General features: G+C 71.7%; 7 protein-coding genes. 3 read left to right on the top strand and 4 right to left on the bottom strand.

Annotation, left to right across the window (positions count from 1 at the left end; all coding sequences use genetic code 11):
- Positions 1-185 precede the first annotated feature (185 nt).
- Positions 186-2,006, top strand: coding sequence for a gamma-glutamyltransferase family protein (locus BUE43_RS03405; protein WP_073479800.1), 1,821 nt, complete (start codon positions 186-188; stop codon positions 2,004-2,006).
- 47 nt (positions 2,007-2,053) lie between these two features.
- Here the strand turns inward: BUE43_RS03405 and BUE43_RS03410 are convergent, their stop codons facing one another.
- Positions 2,054-3,481: an alpha-amylase gene (locus BUE43_RS03410; protein ID WP_073479801.1), complete on the bottom strand. Its 1,428-nt coding sequence runs from the start codon at positions 3,479-3,481 to the stop codon at positions 2,054-2,056.
- Positions 3,482-3,851: 370 nt separating this feature from the next.
- On the opposite strand from BUE43_RS03410, the gene BUE43_RS03415 reads away from it, so the two are divergent.
- Both BUE43_RS03415 and BUE43_RS03420 read left to right on the top strand, forming a co-directional pair.
- Positions 3,852-5,123 (top strand): coiled-coil domain-containing protein, encoded by a 1,272-nt coding sequence (locus BUE43_RS03415; protein ID WP_143173919.1) that lies wholly within the window; start codon positions 3,852-3,854, stop codon positions 5,121-5,123.
- Entirely contained in the window at positions 5,120-7,084 is a 1,965-nt protein-coding gene (locus tag BUE43_RS03420) for a glycosyltransferase (protein ID WP_073479803.1), read from the top strand. Before BUE43_RS03415 ends, BUE43_RS03420 begins: the two co-directional genes overlap by 4 nt.
- 60 nt (positions 7,085-7,144) lie before the next feature.
- On the opposite strand, the gene BUE43_RS03425 is transcribed toward BUE43_RS03420, so the two are convergent.
- The 3 genes from BUE43_RS03425 to BUE43_RS03435 form a co-directional block, all read right to left on the bottom strand.
- Entirely contained in the window at positions 7,145-10,804 is a 3,660-nt protein-coding gene (locus BUE43_RS03425; protein WP_073479804.1) for a glycosyltransferase, read from the bottom strand.
- A gap of 25 nt (positions 10,805-10,829) precedes the next feature.
- A complete protein-coding gene (locus BUE43_RS03430; RefSeq protein WP_073479805.1) occupies positions 10,830-12,017 on the bottom strand; it encodes a hypothetical protein in 1,188 nt (395 codons plus the stop codon).
- A 385-nt stretch (positions 12,018-12,402) separates the two neighbouring features.
- Positions 12,403-13,065: a hypothetical protein gene (locus BUE43_RS03435; protein ID WP_159447681.1), complete on the bottom strand. Its 663-nt coding sequence runs from the start codon at positions 13,063-13,065 to the stop codon at positions 12,403-12,405.
- Positions 13,066-13,102 lie beyond the last annotated feature (37 nt).

The raw sequence follows: 13,102 nt of genomic DNA on the forward strand, positions 1-13,102 counted from the left end.
GCGATCCTGAAATCAGGGGTTCCCCCTGGTAACACCGTTTTGGACGTATCGCGAGTCAGGGGTGGCGCGATCTGCGACCACACAGTGCCTCAGCGACGTTGGCGTATCGATTCAGTAGTGCCTTCCGGCGTTCCTGCGCGGCCGCGGAGTCGTTAGCGGGGTTAACGAACTGGCTCTTTCACCCTATGGTGTGGGTCGTGTTCACCACCCGCCCCGAACTCGTCGGCACCCACGGCATGGTCGCGAGCACCCACTGGTTGGCCTCGGCCGCCGGCATGGCCGTGCTGGAGGACGACGGCAACGCGTTCGACGCCGCCGTGGCCGCCGGGTTCGTGCTCCAGGTCGTCGAGCCGCACCTGAACGGGCCGGGCGGCGAGGTCCCGGCGGTCTTCACCACCGCCGACGACCCGCGCCCCCGGGTCCTCTGCGGGCAGGGCGTCGCGCCGGCGGCGGCCACGGCGGCCCACTACCGCGACCTCGGGCTCGACCTGGTGCCGGGCACCGGTCTGCTCGCGGCCACGGTCCCCGGGGCGTGGGACGGCTGGCTGCTGCTGCTGCGCGACCACGGCACCAAGCGGCTCCGCGACGTGCTCAGGTACGCGATCGGCTACGCCAGGAACGGCTTCCCGCTGGTGCCGAGGGTCCACGACACCATCGCCACCGTGGAGCGGATGTTCCGCGAGCACTGGCACAGCTCGGCCGAGCTGTGGCTGCCGGGCGGCCGGGTTCCGCTCGCCGGCGCCCGGTTCGCCAACCCGGTGCTCGCCGACACCTGGGAGCGGCTGCTGGCGGAGGCCGAGGCGGCCGGCGCCGACCGGGACGCCCAGATCGAGGCGGCCCGCCGGGCGTGGGCAGAGGGCTTCGTGGCGGAGGAGGTCGACCGGTTCGCCCGCACGGCGGTGCGGGACGACTCCGGCCGCGACCACGCGGGCGTGCTGACCGGCGCCGACATGGCCGCGTGGCGCGCCAGCGTCGAGGACGCGCTGACGGTCGACCTCCCCGGCGGGTGGACCCTCGCCAAGTGCGGCGCATGGAGCCAGGGGCCGGTGCTGGCGCAGCAGCTGCTCCTGCTGGAGGGCTTCGCCGACCGTCTGTCCTATGTGGACGGAGTGCCCACGGTGGAGACCGTCCACCTCGCGGCGGAGTGCGCCAAGCTCGCCTTCGCCGACCGCGAGGCGTGGTACGGCGACAGCGACGACGTGCCGTTGGCCGACCTGCTCTCCCGGGACTACGCCGCCCAGCGGCGCGCGCTCGTCGACGGGACCGCGTCGCTGGAGCTCCGCCCCGGCTCGCCCGGCGGCCGCACGCCCCGCCTGCCCGCCTTCGTGGCCGAGGGGGTCGGAGCGGGTGGCGCCGACATGCCGATGGGCACCGCGATGGGCATCGGGGAGCCCACGGTGGGCCGCACCGGCACCACCCGGGGCGACACCGTGCACGTCGACGTGGTCGACCGCTGGGGCAACCTGATCTCGGCGACACCGTCCGGCGGCTGGCTCCAGTCCTCGCCCACGATCCCCGCGCTGGGCTTCTGCCTGGGCACGCGCGCGCAGATGTTCTGGCTCGACGAGGACTCGCCCAACGCGCTCGCGCCCGGCCGCCGCCCCCGCATCACCCTCACGCCGTCCCTCGCCCTGCGCGACGGCGAGCCCACCCTGGCGTTCGGCACCCCCGGCGGCGACCAGCAGGACCAGTGGCAGCTCTGCTTCTGGCTGGCGCACGTCGTCGGCGGGCTCGACCTCCAGGCCGCGATCGACGCCCCGGCCTGGCACTCGACCGCGTTCCCGTCGTCGTTCTACCCCCGGTCCTGGTACCCGGGCCAGCTGGTCGTGGAGTCCCGGCTCGGCGCGGATCTGGTGGCCGAGCTGCGCGACCGGGGGCACGACGTGGTCGACGCGGGGCCGTGGTCGCTGGGACGCCTCTCGGCGGTGTCCCGCGACCCGGTGAGCGGCCTGCTCCGCGCCGGCGCGAACGCCCGGGGCATGCAGGGCTACGCCGTCGGCCGCTGATCCGCGCACACCGCGACGCGCTCGAAGCTCCGGGGTGCCGGGGGCCGTCAGCGCACCTTCGCGCCGACGTGCAGGGCGACGCCGTCCCGCGCGGGGACGTCCGCGCGGAACCACCCGTGGGCGTCCACGACGTAGGTGGGGCCGGTGCAGTGGCCCGCCGTGAAGTCCCCGTGGACGACGTCGCAGTACGTGCCGGCGGGCAGTGAGGTCTGGAACGACCTCCCGGTCACCGCGTGCCCCTCGTCGCTGAGGACCAGGAAGCCCTTGGCGCCCCTGCCGAAGGCGACGAGGTCGTTCCCGTTGTCCCACCAGTTCGTCACGGGTTCGCCGCGCACCACGTTGTGGAAGGCCACCATGTTCGCGATCACCCGCCACCGGTGCTCGCAGCGCCAGCGGTTCGTGAAGCAGGTGGTGTCGGCGGTACGGCCGGACACGTCGGTCGGCGGCCCCTCGTCGACGTGGGCGTACTCGTAGCTGCTCATCACCTTCGGGACTCCGTACGGCCAGGCGAGCGTGAACGCGTTGGCCAGGGCGTAGCGGGCGTTGTCCCGGAAGGTCAGCACCGGCGAGTGCCGCTGCGTGTCGTGGTTGTCGGTGAACACCACCGCCTTGGCCGAGGGCAGGGGCGACCCGAAGGACCGGAGGTGGGCGAGCCGCTCCTGGTTGAAGATCCGGGCGAGGTCCCAGCCGTACCGGAACTCCAGCACGTCGCCGTTGCCGGTGTACTCCTCCGGGGTGATCGGCTCCCCGGCTCCCGGAATGACCTCCTGGTAGAGGTACGCCGGCCGGCGGAGCCGACCGGCGATCGCTGCGATGTCGGCGGCCGGCACGTGCTTCGCGGCGTCGACGCGGAAACCGTCGACGCCCAGCGAGAGCAGGTCGTCGAGGTAGCCGGCGATCCGGTTCCGGACGTGCTCGGACCCGGTGTCGAGGTCCGCGAGGTCGAGCAGCTCGCAGTTCTGCACCTCGTACCGGTCGCGGTAGTTCCGGATGTCGTCGTCGCCGTGCCGCCCGCAGTGGTGGAAGTCCCGCTCGCGGTAGATGCCCGGGTACTCGTAGTGCGAGTAGCGGGAGCCGCCGCTGCCGACGCCCGGCCTGGTCTGGCTGGTCATGTGGTTGATCACGGCATCCACGTGGACGCGCACGCCGGCGGCGTGACAGGCGTCCACCATCGACCGGAACGCGGCCCGGTCCCCGCGCCGGCTCGCGATCCGGTAGCTGACCGGCTGGTAGTCCTGCCACCAGGGATGGCCGGGGAGCACCACGTGCTCCTGGGGAGGCGACACCTGGACGGCGCCGTAGCCCCGCGGCCCGAGCACGTCCCGGCACTCCCGGGCGACCGAAGCCCAGTTCCACTGGAAGAGCTGGACGATCACGTCGTTGCGCGGCGGCGGAGCGCCGGCCGCCACGGGCGCCGCGCTCAGCACCCCCGCGACGAGCAGGACCACCAGGACCAGGACACGTGGGCGCTTCATCGGGCCTCCGCGTGGGCACGGGATCTCTGCCATTGGAGATCCCGCGCCCAGCCCCGTCAATGAACCAAACGGGCCCCGCCACCCCGCACAGCCCGTCCCACTCCGGCGACGGGCACGTCGACGAGAGAGCCGGTCGGAAGCCACCGATCGGGGCCCCGCGTCTGGGTAGTCTGCTGCGGTGCGTACCGAGTCCCCACCAGCCACCGTTGGCGCTGTCGCCCTCTGGGGCAGCAGTGACCTACCGGGGCTCGGTGACCAGGTGTTTCCACAGGTACTCGTCCGTGAGCTGGCGCGCCGGCTGCCTGGCTGGCGGTTGAGTCTCCTCGCCCCGTTGGGCTGGGAGCGGCCGGTCGTCACTGATGGTGGTCTGGTGGCGGCGCCCCTGGGGGAGTACTCCCCTGCTCGCGTCGACGGCATCGCGTCATCGGCCCACCTCAGCGTGGTGGCGCCGACCTTCCCCCTCGGCGCGGAGCTCGCCCACTACTACGGCGGCGACCGGTCGGTGGACGGGAGGGAGTTCTTCTCCCGCGGTCTTGGCGAGGGTCCGGAACAGGACCATCCGGTGTTGCCGACCCTGGTGCGCGTTTCCGAGGACGTGCCCGCGGGACTGGTGGCCTGGTGCGCGAGGCAGCCGCTGACCGCGGTGCGTGACCGGCGGTCCAGGGACCGCCTCGTCGCCGCTGGGGTGGGCGAGGAGATCGCGGTGGTGCCCAACCCGGCGGTGCTTCTCGGTGACCTGGCCAGCCCCTCGGTGCTGGTCGCCCGGGTCGGCCACCTGCGGCAGCTCGGCGAGTTGCCCGACTCCGAGTTCCTGGTGGTGCACGTCGTCAGTCCGGTGACACCGGACCTGGTGGCCGCGGTCGAGAGAGTACGTGACCGACTCGGAGCCGTCGAGATCGTCGTCCTGACGACGGGCGTGGCCCACGACGAGCTCGCGCTCCCGCCCGCGTGGCGCCTGATCGGCACCGACCTCGTCGTGGAGGACCGTCTGGCGGTGTTGGACGCGGCTCGCGCGGTGATCGCCGCGGACGAGCACGTCGCGGCCGTGTCCTCGGCCCTGGGCCAGGACTGGGTGCTGCTCGACCCGACCGGGGAGCAGCGGTGGCCCGTCCTGGAGTTCGCGGGTGAGGACCAGGTCGTCACACACCCCGAGGAGATCCTGAGCGCGGCGTTCGCGCCACCCGACGCCGCCGACCGGCTCGCTTCCGCACAGCGGGTGCTGAAGTCCCATCTGGACCGCATCGCCCAGATCGCGCAGGACGCGCTGGCCGCGCGAGGTGGGGACCTTGAGCGGCGGATGGCGGATCTGGCCGGTGAGAACCACGCGTTGCGAACCGCCCACCGCCGCCTCCGAGAGCGGATGCTGGTCGAGCGTCAGGCACTGGTGGACGAACTGGCCACCACGTGGCAGGAGGGGGAACGCGTCGCGCGGGAGGCCGACGAACTGCGTGAGCAACTGGCGCGGTTGCGCGCTGAACTCGCACACGAGCGTGAGCTGCACGCCGCTCTTGCGGCCCGCCACCGCGACGCGCTGGAGCAGCGCGCCGCTGTCGAGTCGGAGTTGGCCACACTTCGCCAGACCAAGCTGCTGCGGTGGTCCGAGCCGTTGCGCGAGGTGTACGGAAAGATCCGCCGGCCATGACAGGAACGCCGCGCATCACCTTCGTCCTCGTCTCCTACGGCGGCCGCGACCTCGTGGTGCGCTGTCTCGAGTCGCTGGCCGAGCACACAACCGAGCCCTACGAGGTGGTGGTCGTCGACAGCGCCTCCCCCGACGGCACCGGTGAGTGGCTGGCGGAGAACCTCACCACCGCCGAGGTCCTGAGGATGTCGACGAACCTCGGGTTCGGCGCCGGGTGCAATCTGGGAGTTCAGCACGCCCGGACCGAACTCGTGTGCTTCCTCAACGCTGACGTGGAACTCACGGCTGGTTGGCTGGAACCGCTGCTGCGGATGCTGGACGACAACCCGCGCGTCGGCGCCGTCGCTCCGCTGATGATGAACGCTGACGGCAGCGTGCAGGAGGCGGGCAGTGTCATCGGCGGTGACGGTTGGTGCCGCGCCTGGGGGGACGGGGACGCCGACGCCACCCCGCTGACGTTCCCCCGCGAGGTGGACTACGCGTCCGCGGCCTGCCTCGTGGTGCGACGTAGGGCCTTCTGGCAGGTCGGGGGGTTCTCGCCGGAGTACGAGATCGCCTACTTCGAGGACGTCGACCTGGCTCTGCAGTTGCGCGAGCACGGCTGGCAGACCTGGGTTCAGCCGTCGGCCCGCGTGGTGCACGCCCGACACGGGACCAGCTCCTCGGCGCGGGCCACGGAGCTGATGCGGCTGAACCACGGCGTCTTCACCCGGCGGTGGCCCGAGGAGCTGGCGAAACGTCCGCCGGTGGTGGGTGTCCAGGAGCGTCCGCACCAGCTGTCGTGGCTGCGCGACCGGAACGCTCCGTACCGTGTGCTGCTGGTCGACGACCGGGTGCCGCAACCCGACAGGGGGCGGGGAGACCCGCGCACGATGGCGGTGGTCGACGCCTGGCGGGACGCTGATCCCGCCGCCCGGGTGACCTTCTTCGCCGCCTCTCCGGAGCGGGCCGAGGACTATGCCCCGGCACTCCGGGCGCGGGGGATCGAGGTGGTCTACGGGGTGGAAGACCCCGTTCGCTGGGGGCGGGAACGTCTCGGCCTGTACGACGTGATCGTCGTTTTCCGGCCGCACAACTTCGTCGCGCTCGGGCTTCCGCTGTCCGGCACCCAGCCCCAGGCGGTGCGCGTGTACGACTCGGAGGCGTTGTTCCACCGACGTCCCGCGCAGTTCTTCGAGACGGCGGAGAGCACGGAGGAACGGCGACGGTACGCGCTCGAGGAGCGGCGGTTGCGGGAGGAGGAGGTCGCTGCCTTCACCTGGGCCGACGTCGCCGTCTGCGTCAGCGAGGACGAGGCGAGGTGGGTGCGGCAGGTGGCACCCGGCACACCGGTGCACGTGGCGTGCTATCCCATCGACGTGCCCGGCGACGTGCCCGGGCTGGAGCGGCGCGAGGGACTGGTTTTCTTCGGTGGGTTCGACAACACTCCGCGGACGCCCAACGAGTTCGCTGTGCTCGAACTCGCGAATGACGTGCTGCCCGTGCTGCGCGACCGGCACCCCGGGCTGCGACTGCGGGTGGTGGGCGCGGACCCGTCCCCCGCGGTCCGCGCACTGAGCGGACCGCTGACCGACGTCCTCGGGCGGGTTCCCGATCCGCGGCCCTGGTTGTCCACCGGCCGCCTGCACGTGGTGCCCATGCGCTACGGAGCCGGAGTGAAGATCAAGTTTGTGGACTCGATGGCGGCGGGTCTGCCGTTCGTGACAACTCCGGTCGGCGGTGAGGGACTGCACCTCGGCTGGACGGCTCGGCACCTGGTCGCCGAGTCCGCCGCCGAGATGGTCGAACTGTGCGACCGCCTGCTGCGGGACGACGTTCTGTGGACCGAGGTCCAGCAAGCGTTGCTCGACATCTGCCGTACGCGGTTCTCCCCGGAACACTTCCGGGACAACATGTCAGCGGTCATGGTCGACTGTGGAGTGCTGCCACCAGCACCGACGGGCGTGCACACCGCCTGTTGAGATTCGGTGTCGGCCGTGCTGGGTGTTCTGACGGGCAGGACACCCAGCACGTGCCCGCACTCAGTCGAGGGCGTCCTGCGCTGGTGGTGGCAGGGCCGTCCGCTTCCCCCGCTGCGCTCGCCACCGCAGAGCGGCCACGAGCAGTCTTCGTTCGGCTCCGGAGTTCTCGGGCCTGGCCCGGGTGCGGTAGGGCAGCGGGACCTCGGTGCGGGCGGCGAGTTCGACGAGCGGAAGCAGGCGGTGCTCCACGTCCGCCAGCTTCCGAAGCTCTGCCCGGACGTCGTCGGCGATCCGGTTTCCCCGGCGTAGCAGCAGTGTCTCCGCGAACTGGGCGACTCGCCGCAGTTCGTACTCCACGACGGCCTCCAGCTCGGCCTGCTTGTCGGCGCCGAGTCCGGCATCCGCGCCCAGCCCGACTCCGATCAGGCCGAGCAGACCCGGGAGCCCATCATCGAGTCGATCGTCCCGTTGCCCGGTGACGTTGTTGGCGTGCTGGCGGTAGGACTGCAACGCCCGCCCCACGAAGGCGATCCGACCAGCGACCAACGCGCTGGCCGCGATCCACTGGTCGTGGAACGCCGAGGGAGTGCCCGGCGGGAACGGCAGTACCTGTTCCCGGAGCAGATCAGCGCGGAACAGGCTCGCCGCGCCGGTGATCCTGTTGAGGAGCAGCAACGACGACACGTCCGTCCACTGGTTGCTGCGGGTTCCCCAGAACGAGGGCGCGGTCATCTCGCCGTGCTCGTCCACCAGGCGCATGTCGCAGTAGGCGAGTTGAACGTCCTCGTCGGCGAACTGCTCCAACAGCACGGCCAACTTGTCCGGATCCCACACGTCGTCCTGGTCGCACAACGCCACCAGTTCCGCATCGGTGGGGACGAGCTGGAGGACTCGCTCGAAGTTGCGGTAGAAGCCGACGTTCCGCTCATGCCCGACAACGACGAACCGGTCGTCGTCCTCGGTCAGCTCGCGCAGCAGTGCCAGCGTGTCGGGGCCGGAGGCGTCATCACCGAGAACGCACACCCAGTTCTGGTGGGTCTGGGCGCGCAGAGAGGCGATCTGCTCGCTGAGGAACCTGCGATCCGGACGGTAGGTGGCCAGGCAGATCGCCACCCGGGGCCCTTCGTGGGGCCATTCGACCCGCACCGCGGGAGTCCGGGAGGCGGGCTCCAGCTTGAGTGCCGGGAGCGGACGGGTTGCCACCCAACCGTCGGAGAGCTCGACCCGGAGTGCGAGGGGAAGCGTGGTCGGGCTGGTCACGGCGGGGATTGACAGGCGCGCCCGAATTCCGCTTCCGGCGGGAACCCGCAGCCCGATCGCGCCGAGCGCGTTGACCACGTCCGGACGAGGATGCCCGAGAGTCGCGCGGTGCTCCTGTCCCCCCGCCACCACGCTCACCGACCGCACGGGGAGCTGGTCGTGCGTGACCCACCCCTCCAGTTCGACCACCTGGCCCCGGCCGACCACCACCGGCCCCGTCGGCATCTCCACCGAGTGGCGCAGTCCCGCGTCCCGGTTGGCGACCCGCCGGACCCGCCGGCCCAGCACCGAGGCCAGCCCGGGCGCGATCCGGCTGGCCCGGCGCAGGATGCCGTCGGGTTCGTCGCCGGCGCGGCCCAGCGCGAGGTCGCGCACTCCGCGAGCGGCCCTTGCCGCGGGCCACAGGTAGCGGTGTCCGGTGCGAACCAGCGACGAGTGCTCCAACGCGTCCAGCCTGGTCCGGATCCGCCGAAGACGGCCCATCAGCTGGTCGGTGTTCCGCGCGGCCTCGATCCGGAGCTGGTCCGCCTCCGCCCGCGCCCGCTCCGCCTCGGCCCTGGCCTCGGTGGCGAGGTGCAGATGCCACTGGTTCTCCTCGGTGGCCTTGGCGAGCTCCGCGAAGGCCAGCCCCAGGCGGCGGTCGAGTCGGGCCAGTTCGGCTCTGGCGACCGACAGCTCGTGGTCCACCTCCTGCCGCCGCCGCTGCTCGTCGGCGAGCAGTTCGTCCGCTTTGCGCTGGTGCCGCACTGCCTCGTCGCGCAGGGCGGTCAGCTCGGTCTCGGTGTCCGGGAGTCGCAGGGCGGAGTCGTGCAGTGCGGGCACGCCTCCGTTCAGCTCCCACAACCTCGGGCGCCCCGGGACGCCGACGCCGGCCTCGATGGAGGAAGCGACCCGCGCCGCCGGGACACCGGTGACCAGTTCCTGCAGCGCCGCCTCGGCGGCCACGAGCTCAGCCCACCGCTGGTCCACGACGGGACCCAGCCCTGCTGCCTCGGCGAGCCGGCGCAGCAGGTCACCGAGGGTCGAGTCCGCCGGCCACGGGTGGGCGGCGCCGCTGTGGTGGACCTCCCTGGCGAACTCCAGCAGGCCACGCGCCATCGCCAGCTCGGCGTCGACACCGGTGCCAGCACGCCACTCCAGGTCCACGCGCCGGGTGGAGCCGTCCACACCGATCATCACGTTGCCCGGGTGGACGTCGAGGTAGTCCGGAGGCAGGACCGCGACGTCCGGGCGGCCAGGCAGGTAGGGATGACGTTGGTCGGACTCGGAGAGGGGCCTGGCTTCGGCGAGGCAGGTGTCGCGCCACAGCCCGAGCAGGCGGCCCAGCTCGGACTCGTCCTCGCGGTGCAGCGCTGACAGCAGTTCCCCGTCCAGCGGGCGGCCGGGAACCCACGGCTCCTGGTCGTCGACCTGCTGCCGCAACCAGGATTCGTCAGCTCCACCACCACCGGTGACGGTTTCCAACGCGAGCGAGCGCGTCAGCCGACGAGTCCGGCGCCACGGTGGCCGCCGGGCCGCGCTCACCAACCAGGCCAGTCCGGGATCGGTGAGCGCCTCGATCGCCTCGGCGGAGCGCGCCGCCAGCACCAGGAACGAGGGCGCGACGTCGGCGGCGATGCCCTCGGCGAGGGCGAGTCGGTGCAGCGGCCGTCCCGGCAGGACTCCGGGAGCTCCACCGAAGGCTCCCAGCAGGGGGTCCCTGACCAGTTTGTCGACCACCTCGGGAGCGTCGGGGCGCTCCAGCAGCGCCATGTCCACCACGACACGGGGAAGCCGGTAGTCGGGGTAGGGCAGCATCCAGCGCTGAGCCACCAGCCCGGCCTCAGCCAGCATCGCCGAGAGGGCGTTGCGGGTCCAACTCCGGGGAGTGGCCGCCGCGCCGGGAAAGACGGTCAACCCGAGCCAGGGCTGGCCTTCTCGCCCCTGCGACTGCCCGAGGAGGTGCCCGAGGCCGAACTGGTTGTCGACGGCCAACACCAGGACACCCTGCTCCGCCAGTGCGTCGGCGACCGTCCCCAGCAGTGCTCGGGGACCGCCAGGGCTGGCCGTCGCCCGTTCCAGCTGACCGGCCAGCAGGGCGAGGTCGAAGGGGTCGCGCTCGGCCAGCGCCGCCTCCGCCTCCGCCCGCACGACCTCCACAGTGGACAGATCACGACAACGTTCCCTCGCCGCCGCCGCGAGTTCCGCGCCGCTCTCGACGCCGAGCACCCGCAGACCAGCCTCACCGAGCGCCCGGGTGAGCGCTCCGCTCGCGCATCCGACCTCGACGGCGCGCAGCCCCGGCCGCAGCCGCAGCGGAGCGAGCAGACCGAGCCGCTGGGGAGAGAAGTGGTAGCCCAGGTCGAAACCGGTGACCTGCCCGGCGAGCTCCGTCGAGTCGGTTCCCACGTCCTGGGCGGCCCGCAGCGTGGCCAGCACTTCCGCCTCGATGGGGGAGGTGGGCTTCGGGGTGTCCGTCATGTCACCTTCTGGCCGCTCGCCGGAGTCACTTCGCCGGGTGTTGTTCGAGCTGCTTGGCGAGCAGGGCCTCGAACTCCTTCTTCGCCGCTTCGGCGTCCTTGCCGTACGCCTCCACGCGGATCACGCCGTTGGACGTGGTGTAGTGCGCCCGGTAGGAGGTCGTCAGGTTCTTGTCGTTGGCGGGCAGCACCCGGGAGACGACCTTGTCGTTGGTGCTGGGCAGGGGCTCGTACTTGGCGTTGGCGTAGTACTGGTCGAGCAGCCCGAGGAGCCTGCGGGGGTCCACGCCGTTGGTACCGGTGAAGGCCCACAGACCGGCGCGGAGCTTGTCGCCGTCGGCGTCCGCGTTGACGACGTAACCGCTGATCTCGGTGACCCCGTTCTCCTTGAGGAGCTTCGCCTCCTGCTCGGTGGGGGCCTTGGCCTGCACTGCTTCCGCGATCGGCATCTTCCGGTTCAGCACCGGTTTCCCGTCCTGCTCGACGAACGGTCCCGCGGGGCGGGGCTTGGCCGAGCTCGTCGGAGACGCGGACTGGCTGCTTCCGCTGGCCTCCGGCTGCTTGTCCGAGGCCGACCCGCTGGTGGCGAACCACCAGATGCCGCCGCCGATGCCGAGCAACAGCACCACGACCGCGACGATCGCGATGATCCGGCCAGCCTTGCCGTCACCCTTGCTGTCGTCGAAGACCTCGGGCCCCTGCTTGAGCCAGCCCGGGTTTCCGAAATCCGGAGGCAGCTCCGAGTCCGCCCAGGGGGCGGTGTTGTTCGGGTTCGCCGGGTTGGGCGGCATGCCCCACCCCGGCGTCATGCCGGGCTGGTTCGCCGGTGCCGCGGGGAAACCGTACGGCGGGGAGGTCGGCAGTGGTTGCCCGCCGCGCACGACCTGGGTCCGGTCGGCGTCCGCGCCGCGGACGACCTGGGTCTGGTCTCCCGACACCACCTGAGTCGCGTCCGCGGTGGGCGCCGCTCCCTCTGCCGGGACCGGGTCCATGACCTGGGTGTTCTCGGGGCTGTTGTCCCATCGGAATGGTGTGGGGGAGAACGTGGCCGGTGTGGGAGAGGCGTTGCCGGCGGGGGAGGGGGACTGCCCCGGCACCGCCTGCTGCGACGCGGCGGCCTGCAGCTGCCCGCGCCGCTGGCGGTACTCCTCAGCGGAGATGTGGCCCGCCGCCAGAGCGTTGTCGAGCTGTTGCAGCTCGTCTTGCCAGGACATCAAACGCCTCCCCATCCGAGGTCGGAGTAGCGGTCATTCTGCCGAACGGCCTTCTTCGGCCGAACACGCATTCGCTCCCCCAGGAACAACGCCTGCCAGGTGGTGACTGTCGTCACCCCCGTGGCCGCCTCGGCCACTCCACGTGCTGACTACATGGTTAGCACCACGCGTGGCAGCAGCGGTACGAGGAGTGTGCCGATTTCTTCGCCAAACAGTTGGTCGTCTCGAGCTGCTCGTCATCGGTGAACCACACGAGTGGTCGGGGCGATTATCTCCCTGGCCGCGGTGGACATGAGCAGAACGGCCCGGTTGGCCCATCGCGCCCTGCCCGTCGTCGCTGTGTGCGTCCGCCCGGCTCCCCGCACCGTGGTTTCCTCGTTCTCGTTCAGCGCGCCGGCATCGCTTCGAGTGCCTGTCGCGCGGTCCGTCTCAACGCCTCGGCCAGCGCCGGCTCCTCGCCGCCGGCTCGGGAGACCCCAATCCGCACCACGGCGTTGCCCGAGAGATAGGTGGCGCGGTAGAGCGTGCGGTCCGCCGCGACGAGCCGTGTCACGCTCACCTCGGTGGGCAGACCACTCTGCTCGACCGGGGTGAGGCCGCCCCTCCGGTGGAACTCCCGCAGATCGCTCGCCAGCTTCTCCGCCTTGTCCGACGAGTTGGTGTTGAACACGAGGACCGCGTACAACGCCCCGTTGTCCGCCGAACCGGCGTAGGCGACCCTCGTGGAGCCGTGCGCGTTGAGGAGTTCGACCTCGAGATCGTTGAGGAGGTTACGACGCTTGGCCTCCACGGGGGACAGCATGCCACCGTCCAGTCTGACACCGGGCAGCGTGGGCAGCCGGTCCACCTCGATCTCACCACGGGGCTCGACCGCCGCCTGGGGGGTGGAGGCGGAGCTCGGGGTGGCCGAGGCGGGCTCGTAGCCGCGCCACCACCACGCGCCGCCCGCACCTGCCGCGAGCACCAGCAGGGCGGCAAGGAGGAGGCGACGTCGGTGAGGACGCCGCGGCCGCGCCGACGTGAAGACCTCGGCACCTGTCCAGCTCACCTGCGGACTGGTGTTCACCCGCTCCACGGACAGCGGT

It is taken from the genome of Streptoalloteichus hindustanus (assembly GCF_900129375.1).
Lineage (GTDB): Bacteria > Actinomycetota > Actinomycetes > Mycobacteriales > Pseudonocardiaceae > Streptoalloteichus > Streptoalloteichus hindustanus.

Bases quoted from the DNA above. Each gene is read 5' to 3' on its own strand.
- BUE43_RS03405 (WP_073479800.1), top strand. From the start codon at position 186: ATGGTGTGGGTCGTGTTCACCACCCGCCCCGAACTCGTCGGCACCCAC.
- BUE43_RS03410 (WP_073479801.1), bottom strand. From the start codon at position 3,481: ATGAAGCGCCCACGTGTCCTGGTCCTGGTGGTCCTGCTCGTCGCGGGG.
- BUE43_RS03420 (WP_073479803.1), top strand. From the start codon at position 5,120: ATGACAGGAACGCCGCGCATCACCTTCGTCCTCGTCTCCTACGGCGGC.
- BUE43_RS03425 (WP_073479804.1), bottom strand. From the start codon at position 10,804: ATGACGGACACCCCGAAGCCCACCTCCCCCATCGAGGCGGAAGTGCTG.
- BUE43_RS03430 (WP_073479805.1), bottom strand. From the start codon at position 12,017: ATGTCCTGGCAAGACGAGCTGCAACAGCTCGACAACGCTCTGGCGGCG.